Here is a 14,933-nt window from a genome sequence, read left to right on the forward strand (position 1 = left end):
GACGGCGTGACGGGAAGCTCGCCCGGATGGATCAGAGGGCTTTCCCAGGCGACCAGTTGGGCGAGCCTCTCGTGCCGGGTGAGGCCGGTGGCCGTGGCCATGCGTCCGAGATCTCGAGAGCACAGGACGCGACGACCGACACACTGCCCCTCGACGCCCTCGGCCACCTGCCCGGTCGTAGCCGATGAGCCGTCGAAGCCTCAGGTATGCGCTGGACTTCGGACGGGGACCCCCGTAGCCCGGCCTGAAGTCCAGCGCACACCTGCGTGAACGCCTCGCCCCCCGTGCCGTCAGGGTGTCACCCTCGCCGGAGGCGCCGTCGTGGCCCGGGGGGTCAGTGCCGCGGGGAGCACCGTCGTCTCGGGGACGTCGTCGCGCTCCGCGAGCTTGGCCATCAGAAGGTCCACCGCACGGGTGCCGATCTCGGCTGAGGGGATCGAGACGGACGAGATGGGCACCGGCGCCTGCTCGGCGGTCTCCTCGGGGCAGATCGCGACGACCGACAGGTCCTGTGGGACGCGCAGGCCCATGGTCTGGAAGGCCGCGATCAGCGGCTGGATGACCGGCTCGTTGTGGATGACCACCCCGGACAGTTCCGGCTGCTCGTGCAGCAGTTGCTCGGCCATGGTCTGCGCGGCGGCCGGAGTCTCCGGGCAGGGGTGGACGGAGGAGCGCAGGCCGAGGCGATCGGCGGCGGCGGTGAACCCGGCGGCGACGCGGCGGGCGAAGCCGGTGCCGCGCACGTACACCTCCGGGGGCGAGCCGACCAGAGCGACGGTGCGGTGGCCGAGCGAGGCGAGGTGTTCCACACACGCTTCGCCGGCGCCCGCGAAGTCCAGGTCGACACAGGTCAGTCCGGCCGGATCGGAGGGGAACCCGATCAGCACCGACGGCTGGTCCAGGCCGCGCAGCAGAGGCAGCCGCCGGTCGTCCATCTCGACGTCCATGATGATGAAGGCGTCCGCCATACGGCTCCGGGCGACCCGGTTGATGCCCTCCTCCCCCTCGTTGTGCGTGAGGAGGAGGACATCGTGGTCGTGCTCCCGGGCGGCGGTGAGCACGGAGGTGGCGAACTGCATGACCACGGGCATGTGCATGCCTTTGCGGAGGGGCAGGACGAGGCCGATCACCTGCGACCTGCTGCTGGCCAGGGAGCGGGCTCCGGCGTGCGGCCGGTAGCCCAGTTCCCGGATGCTGTCCTCTATGCGCCGACGCGTCTCCGGCGAGATCGGTCTCTTGCCGCTGAGGGCGTAACTGACGGTACTGGGCGACACGTTGGCGTGCCGCGCCACGTCAGTGATCTTGACCATGCGAGGAGCCTTTCCGAGTCCGCTGTGCCACATCATCCTCGGGCATCGGAGAGCTTCAGGGCGAGGACGGCCGTACCGGCCGCGGCGCGCGCCGACGGACCGCCGACGACCTCGACGCCCCAGGGCAGCGAGGCATCGGAGGTCTCGGCCCGCAGGATGGCACCCTCGCGCTCGACGGTGATCCGGACCGCGCCCGTGCCGTCCGCACGGGGGATGCGCACGGGGGTACGGGAGCCGTCGGCCGGTTCGAAGACCCGGACGGTCACGTCGTCCGCCCACACGTAGTCGGGACGGTCGTCGACCGAGCCGACCGGGATCGCGGACCCGGGCCGGGCCAGCAGCGGGAGGCTGAGGTGGTCGAGCGTCTCGCGCACCCAGCGCGGGCCGCTGACCTTCTCACCGGTCGTGAAGTGGGTCCAGGTGCCCTCGGGCACGTAGTACGACACCTCTCCGTCCTCCGAGAACACCGGCGCGACGAGCAGGTCCCCGCCGAGCATGTACTGGCGCTCCAGCGGGGCGCAGGCCGGGTCGTCCGGGAATTCCAGCAGCATGGCCCGCATCATGGGGATGCCTTCGGTGTGTGCCTGGTGCGCGGCGCCGTAGAGGTAGGGCATGAGGCGGAGCTTGAGCTTCGTGAAGTGGCGCAGGACGTCCACGGCCTCCTCGTCGAACAGCCACGGCACGCGGTAGGAGGAGGAGCCGTGCAGGCGGCTGTGCGAGGAGAGCATGCCGAAGGCGGTCCAGCGCTTGAAGAGGCCGGCGTCGGGCAGGCCCTCGAACCCGCCGATGTCGTGGCTCCAGTAGCCGAATCCGGACAGGCCGAGCGAGAGACCGCCGCGCAGCGACTCCGCCATCGACTCATAGGTGGACTCGCAGTCGCCGCCCCAGTGCACGGGGAACTGCTGGCCGCCGGCCGTGGCGGAGCGGGCGAAGACGACTGCCTCGCCCTCGCCGCGGTGCTTGCGCAGCACGTCGAAGACGGTCTTGTTGAAGAGCTGCGTGTAGTAGTTGTGCATCCGCTCCGGGTCGGAGCCGTCGAAGTACGCGACATCGGTGGGGACGCGCTCGCCGAAGTCGGTCTTGAAGCAGTCGACGCCCATGCCGAGGAGGACTTCGAGCTTGGCGGCATACCAGGCGCAGGCGTCGGGGTTCGTGAAGTCGACCAGGGCCATGCCGGGCTGCCACAGGTCCCACTGCCAGACGCCGCCGTCGGGGCGCTTGAGAAGGTATCCGGCCGCCTTGCCCTCGGCGAAGAGCGGAGAGCGCTGGGCGATGTAGGGGTTGATCCACACACAGATGTGCAGGTCCCGCTCCTTGAGGCGGCGCAGCATCCCCTCGGGGTCGGGGAAGACGCGCGGATCCCACTCGAAGTCGCACCAGTTGAACTCGCGCATCCAGAAGCAGTCGAAGTGGAAGGCCGACAGCGGCAGGTCGCGTTCGGCCATCCCCTCGACGAAACCGGTGACGGTCCGCTCGTCGTAGGAGGTGGTGAAGGAGGTGGTCAGCCAGAGCCCGAAGGACCAGGCGGGCGGGAGCGCGGGCCGGCCGGTGAGCGCGGTGTACCTGCGCAGGATCTCCTTCGGCGTAGGACCGTGGATGACGTAGTACTGCAACTGCTGCCGCTCGGCGCTGAACTGGACGCGCGAGACGTGTTCGGAGGCGACCTCGAAGGAGACCTTGCCTGGGTCGTCGACGAAGACGCCGTAGCCGGCGTCGGTCAGGTAGAACGGGACGTTCTTGTAGGACTGTTCGCTGCTGGTGCCACCGTCGGCGTTCCAGATGTCGACGCTCTGGCCGTTCTTGACCAGCGGTCCGAAGCGCTCGCCGAGGCCGTAGACGGACGTGCCGACGGCCAGCCTGAGTTGCTCGCGGATGTGGTGCTCGCCGTCGGCGGTCTCCATCAGCGCCATGGCCTTGACGTCGCTGCTGGTCAGCGTGCGTCCGTCGGCCTGGAACTCCATGCGCCACCCGCCGTCGAGGCGGAAGCGGACGCTCAGGTCGCCGGAGGTGAGGGTGGCTTGCTTCTCGTCGACGGCCACGACGGGGTCGTGCGGCTCGTGGTGCAGCTCGAAGTGCGGCCCCGTGTCGACGCCGCCCTCGAAGTGCGTGATGCGCACGCCGATGACGCCGGGCATCGGCGCGGTGCAGTCGACGGTGATGAGCGGGCCTTTGAGCAGGTCGCCGCGGTGCCGGATGTGCTGGGTGGGCGCGTGGACCCGGAGCGTGCCGGGGCCCGGGACGGCATCGAGGACCTCGGCCGGATACGCCGCTGTGATGCCTTCGCGCAGCAGCCAGTACCCGTTGGTGAACTTCATGGTCGATGCCTTTCCCGGTGGGCGGCCACCGGCGTTCTCGTACGTGTGGGAGTGGTCGGGGCGGGCCGGGTACGCGTCACTTCACCGCGCCGACGGCGATGCCCCGCGTCAGGGTCCGCTGGAAGAGCAGGAAGAAGACGATCGCGGGCAGTGCGCCGAGCAGACCGGCGGCGTTGGTCATCGTCGCGTCCATCAGTCGCTGGCCCTGGAGCACGCCGAGCGCCACCGAGACGGTCTGGTTGTCGTTCGACGGCAGCATGACCAGGGGCAGCAGGAACTCGTTCCAGGTCCAGATGAAGAAGAACACCAGCAGGACGCCCAGGGTGGGCCGGCTGACCGGGACCACCATGCGCCACAGGATCTGCCAGCTGTTGGCACCGTCGATCCTGGCCGCCTCGACGATCTCCTTGGGAAAGGCCCCGAGCACGGAGGACAGCAGATACGTGCCGAAGGCCGCCTGCACGACGCTGAAGACGATGATCAGGCTCAGCCTCGTGTCGTACAGCCCCACTTCCTTGGACAGGTAGTACAGCGGGTAGACGAGGGCCTCCTGCGGCAGCACGTTGGCCAGCACGAAGAAGGCGAGGAAGTACGCCTTGCCCTTGATCCGGCCGATGCCGATCGCGTACGCGTTGAGCACCGACAGGACGACGCCGAGGACGGCGACCGAACCCGAGATCACGACCGAGTTCAGCAAGGTGTTCCCGAAGTCGACCCGGGTCCAGAAGTCCTTGAGGCCGTCCAGGTGGAGGCCGTGGGGCAGGGACAGCGGGCCGTTCGCGGAGTATTCGGCAGGTGACTTCAGCGCGTTGACGAGGACGATGAGGAGCGGCAGCACCATGAAGACCGCGCCGAGGAGCATCGCCAGGAGCACCGGGTAGCGCTTGAGCGCGTTCACTGTGCGCCCTCCGATCGGCTCTGGAAGCGCAGGCCGACCGTGGTCAGCGCCAGGATGATGAGGGTGAGGACCGTCGCGATCGCCGAGCCGTAGCCGACGTCCGTCTTCTCGAAGAAGGTCGAGAAGGAGAAGTAGGACGGCACGATGGTCGCGTCGGCGGGTCCGCCCTTGGTGAGGACGTAGACCGCGCCGAAGACCTTCAGGGCCGCGATGGTGCACCAGAGCATCACCACGTAGATCTCCGGGCGGATCTGGGGCAGCGCCACATGCCAGAAACGCTGCCACCAGTTCGTCCCGTCCAGCTCGGCGGCTTCGTGGAGCGAGGGGTCGACCCGCTGGAGTCCCGCCATGAAGATCACCACAGGGAAGCCCAGCTGCACCCAGACCATCACGGCCATCACGCTGTAGAGCGCGAATTTCGGATCGCCCAGCCAGTCCTGCTGGAGCGAGCCCAGGCCGACCGCCTTCAGCAGCTCGTTGAGCGAGCCGTTCTCGGGGGCCAGGATCCAGCTCCAGACGATGCCCGCGACGGTGATGGGCAGGACCTGGGGGAGGTAGAAGCAGGCGCGCAGCACGCCGGCCAGCTTCGAGCCGAAGTGCTTACCGATGAAGTCGAACAGCGCCGCTGCCACCACGAGGCCGACAGCGGTGGGGATCACCGCCATCGCCAGGACCATGGCGACGCTGTGCCGGAAGGACTCCCAGAACCGCGAGTCCTTCATCAGCTCCTGGTAGTTCTCCAGCCCGGCCCAGGTGGGCGAGCCGACGCCCTGCCAGTGGGTGAGGCTGAAGTAGACGTTCATCGCGAACGGCACGATCACGACGGCCAGGAAGGCGACGACACCCGGAATCAGGTACAGCGCGTAGGGATTGCGCGGCCGGAGGGGTCGGGCGCTCATGACGTGGGCGCACCCGCGTCGTAGGCCTTCTGCAGCTCGTCGAGGACCGCGTCGGGGCTCGCGCTGCCGGTGATCAGCTTCTGGGTGGCCGAGACCAGCACGTCGTAGAAGCCGGGGACGGGCCAGTCCGGGTAGAAGGCGAGGCCGTCCTCGGAGGAGACCTTGTTGAAGTTCTCGATCAGCTCCTTGGAGCTGGGGTCGGTGATCGCCGTGGGTTCGGCGGCGACGGGCACGCCGCCGTTGTTGCCGAGGGTGTTCTGGATCCCCTTCTTCATCGTGATGTCGATGAAGTCGTAGGCCAGTTGCTTGTTCCTGGCGTTCTTCGGGACGACCCAGAGGTTGCCGCCGGAGCCGAGGGTGAGCTTGCTGCCCGGGAAGAGGAACGAGCCCCATTTGAACGTGTTCTCGTCACGGAACCGGCCGTACCACCAGCTGCCCGAGAAGAAGATCGGGGCCTTGGCGCTGATGAAGGACACGCCGGCGTCCTCGGCCTTGGCGCCGCTGCTGGTCTTGGCGATGTAGCCCTTCTTCAGCCAGTCCGAGAAGGTGTTGGCCGCGTACGTCCAGGCGGCGTCGTGGAAGTCCGCCTTGCCCTTGTAGAGCTCGAAGGAGTCGACCCAGCCCCGGTCGGCCTTGGTCAGGGCGAGCTGGTACAGGTACTGGTGGGCCGGGTACTCGGCGCCGCCGTTGGCGAGCGGGGTGATGCCCTCGGCCTTGAAGGCGGCGAGGGCCTGCTCGAACTCGTCGAACGTGGTCGGGACCTTCACGCCGTGCTGCGCGAAGAGGTCCTTGTTGCAGTACACCATCGTGTACTCGCCGAAGTTCGGCACGCCGTACCAGTTGCCGGAGCCCATGACGCCCCGGGCGTCGTAGCGGCTGGTGGTCGTGACGCTCGGGCTGAGCAGCTTGTCCCAGCCGTACTTGGTGACCTGCGGGGTGAGGTCGGTGAGCAGGCCCTGCTTGGCCAGCAGGCCGGCCGTGGCGTTCCCCTTGTTGTACTCCATGAGGTCGGGGGCGTTGCTGGAGTTGAGCACCATCGAGGCGGTCTTCTGGATCTGCTCGAAGCCTTTGGCCTCGAACTCGACCTTGACGCCCGGGTGCGACTTCTTGAACTCCTCTATCGCCTGGTTCCAGGCGACGCCCATGGCGCTGTTGGGGGCTTCGTAGTGCCAGAGCTTCAGCGTCTTGCCGTCGCCCTCCGCACCACCGTCCGAGTTCCCGCACGACGTCATCAGCATGACGCCCACCAGGGCAGCTGCTGTGAGAGCCAGCGGTCTGCGCACCTTCACCATTGAAGTGACCTCCACCTGAGCCGAACGGATAAAGCGCCTGTCGCATCGAATCGTTTCGACGAGGCGCGTCGAAGCGCTTCGACGGAGGACCGTATGTACGGTGACCCCATAGGTCAATGGCGTTTACAAATCCCTCTCGGGTACGTCGCATATGACCCGAGGGAAGCGAAAGGTCGGCCGGAAGCGGGTTCCGGCCGACCTGGGGAGCGAGGGCGGGGCTCAGCGCGTGGGCGTCAGCACAGGCAGGGGTTCGTTTCCCAGCCGAGGCCCAGGACGTCCTTGCCGCGCAGGGCACCCGCGTACGCCTGTACCTCGTCCACGTCACCGTGCAGGTACTCGCCCCATCCGTCGCCGACCTTGCCGCGGCCGATCTGGAGGGCACCGGTGCTCCGCAAGCCGTCGGGCAGGGTCGCGGTCGCCGCGGCGTTGGTGTAGCCGTCGGCGTAGAGCTTGATGGTGTCGGTGGCGTCGTCGTAGACCACGGTCAGCCGCTGCCCCTGGCCCTCGCCTCCGTCGGCACCGGTGATCTGGGAGACGACCTTCTCCGGTGCGCCTGCCTCGTCCCGCTCGGGCATGATCAGCTGCCAACTGTAAGTGGGCGGGTCGTAGCGCACTTTGAAGACGTCGGTGTTCTCTCCCGCTTGGGAGAGCACGGTCATCGGACGGTCGGGGTCGGAATCGGCGAGTCGTACGACGACGCCGATGGTGAAGCTGTCGCCGGTGTCCACGACGGGTCCTTCGGCGGAGGCGTATCCGCTCTCCCCGTCGAGGGTGAGATGCCCGTCGCCGACCAGCGGCGGCGGAACGTAGGGGCAGTCCGGGTCGATCTCCGGGAGGCAGGAGTCGTTCGAGGCCCGGTAGATCTCGGCGCCGCCGTGGAGCCGCAGCGGTGACCCGTCCGACTGCTCGGGGCTGGAGCCCTCGGTTGCGCTCGTCAGTGACCAGTGGCCGCGCAGGGCGGGCTTGCGCCACGCCGCTTCCGACACCTCACTGGGCACCACGACGCGGTCATGGGCCCGAACGTCGCCGACATCTCCGTGCCAGCGGTCACGGTAGCCGGTGGCTCCTCGTGCGCGACCGATCTGGAAGGCGCCGGCGGCCTCGGTGGGAGCGGCGGCCTCCGCGTCACCCACCTCGTGGCCGTTGACGTACAGGTGCGCCTCACCGGTCTCGGCGTCGTACAGCCCCAGCAGGTGGGCCCATTCGCCCCTCTCGGGTGCGCCGCCGGACACGCGCGCTCCTCCGACGGCGAAGGACCAGAGCGGGCCGGACTCCTGGACGTGCAGCCCGAGGCTGAACCCGGCCCGTCCTTCCGCGTCCTGACTGGCGACGGTCATGGTGCGGTCCGTCCCGGCGGGTCGGGCCCAGGCGCTCACCGCGAACGTCCGCCGCAGGTCCGTAGCCGGGGCGTCCGGGGTGAGGAAGCCGTGCCCGCTGCCGTCGAGGGCGACCGTGGTGCCGGTCGCGGTGCCGCTGGGGGCCGGGCCACCGAAGGTGGCGCCGCTGCCGGCGCGGGCGGGGGTGCCCGCGTCGGCGGCCGCCGTGCGTGAGCCGGCGGCGTCGTCGAGCTTCCAGCGGGCGACGGGGGCTCGCCCGGATTTCACGTTGAAGTCGTACTGAGCCGTGGAACTGCTGCGGCCGGACCGGTCGATCGCCCGGACGGTCACGTTCTTGGGGCCGGAAGTGAGCGGCAGGAAGGGCAACGTCACGGCCGCTCCGGGCCGCTCGGCGGTGGCGGTGCCGTGGGGACCGCCGAGGAAGCTGTAGGCGTACGACACCACGTCGTCGGAGGGCGAGTCCACGGTGAAGTGGCCGTAGACACCAACGCCGTCCACCCAGAACTCCTCGTCCGGAGTGGGGTATTCCGGCGAATCGATCGTCGGCTTCTCGGGGTTGGTGTCATCGATGACGAAGGAGCAGACGGCACCGTCCCCCTCGTCGCTCCAGGGGGAGACGGCCTTGCCGTCGTTCGCTCTGACGTGCCAGGAAATGGGTGTGCCGGCAGGCAGATCGTCCGGCGTCGTCCAGTACTGGCGCAACCCCGACGACAGCGTGATGGTGGAGTACGAGCGCCGTTGCGCCGTCCCGTCGGGGTTCGTCCACCGTGCCTCGAACTCGCCGGAGAGAGGACTGGACTCACCGGGCTGGTTGTCCTCCTCGGGGTCGTACAGCACGGCGCTCAGCCTGGGCGGGGACGAGACGTACACGATGTCGTCACCCGTCGCGCAGGGCTTCCCGCCGGACTCCAGATCCTTGACGAGAGGCTGGTTCGGCGGCAGATTGCCCGCCGCCTGCGCCGTGCTCGTGAGGCCTGCGAGCAGCACGGTGGCGCACGCCGCCGTCGCCGCCGTTCCGCGCCCACCGGTCCATCTGAACCGACCCAACTGGCCCTCCTCAGTGAGTGTTCGAGGCTCGTGGATCACACGAGCCCCCAGAAGCTAACAGGGGCCACTGACACAACCGAACGAATTTTTGGGTGCGCGGAGCGGCGTCCGCCCGAGTGACATTCGACGTCCACCACGCCCACGGCACCGATGCCGTCCGGGGCCTGCGGCGCGTCGCGAACCTTGTCCGCGAGAGCGCGCCTACGTGGTGGGTCCTCCAGGAGGTCGACGCCCACCGTTCGGCGCGCGGCGACTGGGCGGACCGGCCCGCAGAACTGGCGGCGCGCCCGGGCCTTCACGTGGTCTTCGGTGGCGACATCGACAACCAGCCGCCGGCTGCTGATTCCTCAGAGCGGGATCTCGAAGTGGACGGTGGCGACACCCGGGCCGTGCTCCCCCGTGGTGCGGGCGTCGAAGACCTCCTTGGCGATGGCGCGCCAGAATGCCTCCGCACCCGCCACCCGCGTGTTGGTGTGGAGGTAGAGGCGGTCGTAGCCCGGAGTGTCGGCCACGAAATCGCGGGCCCTCTCGACCAGCGTGCGCGCCAGGCCCCGCCGCCGGTGCTCCGGGCGGACGTAGACGCGGACCAACTGGGCGGTGGTGCCGGACGGATAGCGTTCGGCCAGCCGGCGGGGGTGCGGCGGGTGGGCCGGGCCCGTCGAGTGCACGCCGGTGGTGGCGACCACCTCACCGCCGTGGAGGGCGACCAGCAGGACGTGGCGGGGGTCGTCGAGGTACGTCCCCTCGATGTCCATGACGTCCCGGTGCCAGCGGGGCACGTAGCCGTATCCGAACTCCTCGTAGAAGGTGTCGAGCATGACGACGCGGGCACCGTCGACGTCCTCGCGGGTCGCGGGACGCACGGTGTAGCCGGTGGGCGCGGTGCGGGTCATCGAAGATCCTTCCTCGTCGGGAGTCTCACGCTACCTGACAATGAAAATGATTACCGATATCGTGTCGACGACGTCGCGGCCCTGGTTCCAAGGCCGCGTCCTTCGCGACGACACGAAAAGGGGAGCTGTGGCCCATCTGCTGGTGGTCGAGAGCTGGGTCGGATCGATGAGCAGGCTGTTGCCACGGGCGATCCGGGAGGGGGGCCACGAGTTCACCTTTCTCACCCGCGACCTGCACCACTACCTGCGTGCCGCGCCCGAGGGCGCCGCGCACCCGCTGCTCGGGGCGCGCAACGTGATCACCGCGGACACCAATGACATGGAGACCCTGCTGCCCGAAGTGGAGCGGCTGCACCGCGTGTTGGCGTTCGACGGGGTGCTCACGTCGTGCGACTACTACCTGCCGGTGGTGGCGCGCACGGCCGCCCTGCTCGGGCTGCCCGGACCGGCGCCCGAGGCGGTCGAGGACGCCTGCCGCAAGGACGCCACCCGCCGGGTGCTGGCGGAGGCCGGGGTGCCCGGGCCGCGGTTCGCGGTGCATGAGGAGTGGGCCGAACTCGCGCGTTCCGCACGGGACATCGGCTACCCACTGGTGGTCAAGCCCGTGGACCTGTGCGCCGGCATGCTGGTGCGGCGCGTGGACGACGAGGAGCAGCTCGCCGCCGCCGTCAAGGCGCTGGCCGACTTCCCGGTCAACGCGCGCGGACAGCGGCGGGCGCCCGCCGTGCTGCTCGAAGAACTCCTGGACGGCCCGGAGGTGAGCGTCGAGTCGGTCTCGCACGCGGGCGCGGTGCACGTCGTCGGCGTGACGGACAAGAGCGTCGGCGGGGAGCCGGCGTTCATCGAGACCGGCCACATGTTCCCCGCCGCCCTGCCCGCCGCGGACGTCGAGGCCGTCGAGCGGACCGCGCTCCGCGCGCTCGAGGCGCTCGGGCTGACGGACGGCGTGGTGGCGCACACCGAGATCAAGCTGACCTCGGCCGGGCCGCGCGTGGTCGAGGTCAATCCGCGGCCCGCCGGGAACCGCATCACCGAGTTGCTACGGCATGTCACCGGCATCGACCTCGCCGCCGTCTTCGTGGACGTCAGCCTGGGCCACTCCCCCGACCTGCGGCGCACGGACACCGGCCTGCGCAGCGCCGCCATCGGCTTTCTCGTACCGGAGGCGACGGGCACCCTCGAAGCGCTGGACGGCGGTCGTGTGCGGACGGCGCCGGACGTGCTCGAGGTGGAACTCGCCGGGCCGGGACGGCAGGTGAAGGCGGCGGGCAGCAACAACGAGTACCTGGGGCATGTCATGGCGGGCGACCCGTCGGGCGCCGGCGCCCGAGCCCGCGTCGAGTCGCTGCTCGGCGAGGTGCGGTCCGGGATGGTGATCCGATGAGGCCCGCCGGCACGGCCTCCGCCACCCCAGCCCCCGCCGGTCCGGTCTCCGCCGCCCCGTTCTCGACCGGCAGCGCGACGACGTACGAGAAACTGCTCTCCCTCGCCCGTGCCGGAGAACTCGGCCCGGATCCGGCCGGGCTGCTGATCTCCGTGGCCTTCACCACCCGGCAGGCCGTACGGCACGAGGGGCGCGGCACCGGGTACCGCAACGAGGTGCTCAGCCTGCGGCTGGCCGAAGCCGTCGGCAGTTGCGCGGTCGAGCCCGGTGCGCTGCCCGACGGCGCGGTGGAGGACTGTGCCGGCGCGGATGTGGCCCGGCTGCTCGGCCATCCCATGCAGCCGGTGCGGGTCGCCGCGCTCGACGCCTACCTGATGCACGTCTCCCCGCACACCCCGGAGAACGGAGCGCGGCCCGTGGCCCTGCCGGCCGGGACGTCACTGGAGAAGTCGCGGGTCCGGGCAGACGCGGTCGCCGGGCTGCTCGTGCTGCCGCCCGGGTCGACGGTGCTCGTGGTCGGCGTGGTCAACTCCCTTCTGGAGTCACTGCGTTCGCGAGGGTTGCGCTACATCCCCTGCGACCTCAAGGGCGGCGTCACCGAGTGGGGCGAGCCGGTCGTCACCGATGCGCTCGGCTCGGCCGGCCGCTGCGACGCCCTGCTCGTGTCCGGCATGACTCTGGGCAACGGGACCTTCGAAGCGCTGCGGGAGCACGCGCTGCGGCACGACAAGCAGTTGGTGATGTTCGCCCAGACCGGCAGTGCCGTACTCCCCCGGCTGCTGGGGCACGGGGTGAGCGCGGTGTGTGCGGAGCCGTACCCCTTCTTCTGGCTGGACGGCGGCCCCGGCACCGTCCACCGCTACCGCGCCGGATGTCCGGGAGGCACCCCGTGACCACCGCCCTGCGGACCACCGCCCGCCCGGAACTGCTCACCCTGCTCGGCCGCACCCCGGTCCTCCGCGTCACCGCCGACCTGCCCGGCCCCCACCCCGGTTTCTGGGCCAAGCTCGAAGGACTCGCCGCGGGCGGTATGAAGGCGCGGGCGGCAGTGTCGATGCTGATGGGTGCCCGGGAGCGCGGTGAACTGCACCCCGGCGCCCCCGTGGTGGAGTCAACCTCCGGCACCCTCGGCATCGGGCTCGCCTTCGCCGGGCAGGCCCTCGGGCATCCCGTCGTCCTGGTCGGCGACAGCGAACTGGAGCCTTCGATACGGCAGTTGCTGCGCTCCTACGGGGTACGACTGGAGATCGTGGACCGGCCCGCGGCCCGGGGCGGCTGGCAGGCCGCACGCATCGCGCGGCTGCGCGCCCTGCTCGCCGTGCTGACCGACGCCTACTGGCCCGACCAGTACAACAACCCCGACAGCACGGCCGGTTACGCCTCGCTGGCCGCCGAACTCGCCGCCCAGCTCGACCACGTGGACGTGCTGGTGTGCAGCGTGGGCACCGGTGGGCACAGCGCAGGTGTGATCGGCCCCCTGCGGCGGCACTGGCCGGCACTGCGGCTGATCGGTGTCGACTCCACCGGTTCCACCATCTTCGGCCAGCCCGCCCGGCCCCGTCTGATGCGCGGCCTGGGCAGCAGCATCCATCCGCGCAACGTCGCCTACCACGCCTTCGACGAGGTGCACTGGGTCGGACCGGCCGAGGCCGTGGACAGCTGTCGGCGGCTCGCCCGAGACAGTTTCGTCAGCGGTGGCTGGAGCACCGGCGCCGTCGCCCGCGTCGCCGCCTGGGCGGCCCGGGTCCACCCGGGTGCGGTCGTCGCCACCGCCTTTCCCGACGGGCCGCACCGCTACCTCTCCACCGTCTACGACGACGACTTCACCACCGCCCACGGCGTCGATCCCGCCGCCGCGGCCACCCGTCCCGTGGAGATCCCGCACCCGTACGCGGCCGAGGCCACCGGCTGGGCGCGGTGCACCCGCGTCACCGACCCGCTGGCGAGGCGTGAGGAGGACGGATGAGGGCCGGCCCGCGCACCCGCGTCACCGATCCGCTCACGCCCCGAGGAGGACCGGTGAGGACCGGCCTGCGCACCGTGCGCCTGGAGCTCGCCGAGCCGTTGCGCATCTCCCGCTCGACCATGTCCGCCCGCGACGCCGTCCGGCTGAGCCTCGAGCACGAGGGCGTGACCGGTCACGGCGAGGCCGTCAGCAGCGTCTACTACCGGCTCGACGCGGTGGGACTCGCACGGCACTTCACCGCCGTCGGCGCGGACCTGGACCGCTTCCCCGACCCCGAGACCGCGCTGGAGGCTCTGCGTACAGGTGAGTTGGCCGCGGACGGCACTCCCCCGACCGTGACCGCCGCCGTCGAGGCGGCCCTTCTGGACCTGGTCGGCAAGCGCGCGGGCAGCCCCGTCCACCGGCTCCTGGGCACCGAGCACACCCCGGTCGCGGCCACCGCCCGCACCATCGGCATCACGTCGCCTTCGCGTGCGGCGGCGCAGGCCCGCGCCCTCACGGCGAGCGGCTTCCAGGTGCTCAAGGTGAAGGCGGGGGCGGCCGATCCGGAAGAGGACATCGAGCGCGTACGGGTCGTCCGGGACGCCGCACCCCACGCGCGGCTGCTCCTCGACCCCAACGGCGCCTGGAGCGCGGGGCGGGCGCGGGCCTTGCTGCCCCGCTTCGCCGCACTCGGCGTCGAGGCCGTCGAACAGCCTCTCGCCCCCGGCGACCCGGAGGGGCTGGCCGCTCTGGCCGAGCGGTCACCGCTGCCCGTCATCGCCGACGAGGACGCCGTCGACCTGGAAGACGTGCGCCGCCTGGCCGGGCGCGTCCACGGTGTCAACGTCAAGCTCGCCAAGTGCGGCGGGGTGCACGCGGCCCTGCGCATCGCCGAGTTGATCGACGGCAGCGGCACCCAGCTGATGCTGGGCTGCCTGGCCGCCAGCACGCTGGGGATCGCACCCGCCGTGCACCTCGCCGACCGGGCCCGCTGGGCCGATCTGGACGGGCACCTGCTGCTCGCGCACGACCCGTGGACCGGCATCGGCGGTGAGGACGGCCGGGTTCGGACGAGCGGGTCGCCGGGGCTGGGCGTCGCACCGCGGGACGGGGCGCCGTGAGGACCTGGCACGAGATACGCCGCCTTCCGCCCGCCGTTCGGCTCATGCTGGTCAACCAGCTCGGCGTCAACACCGGCTTCTACCTCCTCGTACCAGGTCGGGGAACTCTTGGCGGAGCCTTCGGGAGGAGACACCCTTGAGGGAATTGACCAGCTTGGTCACGGCGACCTTGGGGGGGAAGTTCACCAGCAGGTGGACGTGGTCGTCCTCACCGTTGAACTCCACCAGCTCGCACTCGAAGTCCGCACACACCGACTTCATGATCTCCTCCATACGCCTCAAGTGGGCATCGGTGAACACCTTGTGCCGGAATTTCGTCACGAAGATCCAAGTGCACATGCATCACGAAAACACAGTGCCGGCCAGTTCTGATCTCCGGCATCTCTCCCATAATCCACGTATGTAGGGTGACGGCCATGCAGCTCCGGTACAGCTTTCGCCTGTACCCGGACACCGGCCAGCAGCAGGCGTTGGCGAAGGCGTTCGGGT

Annotated in this window: 12 protein-coding genes and 1 pseudogene; 5 read left to right on the top strand and 8 right to left on the bottom strand. The window is 70.1% G+C overall.

Going from position 1 to position 14,933, the window contains the following annotated elements; translation table 11 throughout:
• Positions 1–290: 290 nt before the first annotated feature.
• The 7 genes from ACFRAC_RS34670 to ACFRAC_RS34700 form a co-directional block, all read right to left on the bottom strand.
• Positions 291–1,310: a LacI family DNA-binding transcriptional regulator gene (locus tag ACFRAC_RS34670; protein ID WP_382938504.1), complete on the bottom strand. Its 1,020-nt coding sequence runs from the start codon at positions 1,308–1,310 to the stop codon at positions 291–293.
• A gap of 32 nt (positions 1,311–1,342) precedes the next feature.
• Positions 1,343–3,625, bottom strand: a complete 2,283-nt coding sequence (yicI, locus tag ACFRAC_RS34675) for an alpha-xylosidase (RefSeq protein ID WP_382938507.1) — start codon at positions 3,623–3,625, stop codon at positions 1,343–1,345.
• Positions 3,626–3,701: 76 nt separating this feature from the next.
• Positions 3,702–4,487 carry a carbohydrate ABC transporter permease gene (locus tag ACFRAC_RS34680; protein ID WP_382938536.1) on the bottom strand — a complete coding sequence of 262 codons (786 nt, stop codon included), beginning with the start codon at positions 4,485–4,487 and terminating at the stop codon, positions 3,702–3,704.
• 32 nt (positions 4,488–4,519) lie between these two features.
• Complete coding sequence (locus tag ACFRAC_RS34685; RefSeq protein WP_382938510.1) at positions 4,520–5,422, bottom strand: carbohydrate ABC transporter permease; 903 nt, start codon at positions 5,420–5,422, stop codon at positions 4,520–4,522.
• Positions 5,419–6,714 carry an extracellular solute-binding protein gene (locus ACFRAC_RS34690; RefSeq protein WP_382938513.1) on the bottom strand — a complete coding sequence of 432 codons (1,296 nt, stop codon included), beginning with the start codon at positions 6,712–6,714 and terminating at the stop codon, positions 5,419–5,421. The genes ACFRAC_RS34685 and ACFRAC_RS34690 overlap by 4 nt, the downstream gene beginning before the upstream one ends.
• A gap of 233 nt (positions 6,715–6,947) precedes the next feature.
• Positions 6,948–9,098 carry a LamG-like jellyroll fold domain-containing protein gene (locus ACFRAC_RS34695; RefSeq protein WP_382938516.1) on the bottom strand — a complete coding sequence of 717 codons (2,151 nt, stop codon included), beginning with the start codon at positions 9,096–9,098 and terminating at the stop codon, positions 6,948–6,950.
• A 347-nt stretch (positions 9,099–9,445) separates the two neighbouring features.
• Positions 9,446–9,991 carry a GNAT family N-acetyltransferase gene (locus tag ACFRAC_RS34700; RefSeq protein WP_382938521.1) on the bottom strand — a complete coding sequence of 182 codons (546 nt, stop codon included), beginning with the start codon at positions 9,989–9,991 and terminating at the stop codon, positions 9,446–9,448.
• A 127-nt stretch (positions 9,992–10,118) separates the two neighbouring features.
• Between ACFRAC_RS34700 and ACFRAC_RS34705 the strand changes: the two genes are divergently transcribed.
• From ACFRAC_RS34705 to ACFRAC_RS34720, 4 genes are read left to right on the top strand one after another with little or no spacing between them, the layout of a single operon-like run.
• A complete protein-coding gene (locus ACFRAC_RS34705) occupies positions 10,119–11,375 on the top strand; it encodes an ATP-grasp domain-containing protein (RefSeq protein WP_382938524.1) in 1,257 nt (418 codons plus the stop codon).
• The gene (locus ACFRAC_RS34710; protein WP_382938526.1) at positions 11,372–12,268 is read left to right on the top strand and encodes a Rossmann-like domain-containing protein; all 897 of its coding nucleotides are present in this window, start codon (positions 11,372–11,374) and stop codon (positions 12,266–12,268) included. Before ACFRAC_RS34705 ends, ACFRAC_RS34710 begins: the two co-directional genes overlap by 4 nt.
• A complete protein-coding gene (locus ACFRAC_RS34715) occupies positions 12,247–13,341 on the top strand; it encodes a PLP-dependent cysteine synthase family protein (protein WP_382938529.1) in 1,095 nt (364 codons plus the stop codon). Before ACFRAC_RS34710 ends, ACFRAC_RS34715 begins: the two co-directional genes overlap by 22 nt.
• A 53-nt stretch (positions 13,342–13,394) precedes the next feature.
• Positions 13,395–14,444 carry a dipeptide epimerase gene (locus ACFRAC_RS34720; protein WP_382938531.1) on the top strand — a complete coding sequence of 350 codons (1,050 nt, stop codon included), beginning with the start codon at positions 13,395–13,397 and terminating at the stop codon, positions 14,442–14,444.
• A 90-nt stretch (positions 14,445–14,534) separates the two neighbouring features.
• Here the strand turns inward: ACFRAC_RS34720 and tnpA are convergent.
• A pseudogene (gene tnpA / locus ACFRAC_RS34725) lies at positions 14,535–14,835 on the bottom strand (IS200/IS605 family transposase); the annotation flags it as partial.
• Positions 14,836–14,860: 25 nt separating this feature from the next.
• Here tnpA and ACFRAC_RS34730 point away from each other — a divergent pair.
• Positions 14,861–14,933: helix-turn-helix domain-containing protein (locus ACFRAC_RS34730; RefSeq protein WP_382938542.1), on the top strand; the 73-nt coding region annotated here is incomplete at its 3' end.

It is taken from the genome of Streptomyces sp. NPDC056628, from assembly GCF_042792555.1.
Classification (GTDB): Bacteria; Actinomycetota; Actinomycetes; order Streptomycetales; family Streptomycetaceae; genus Streptomyces.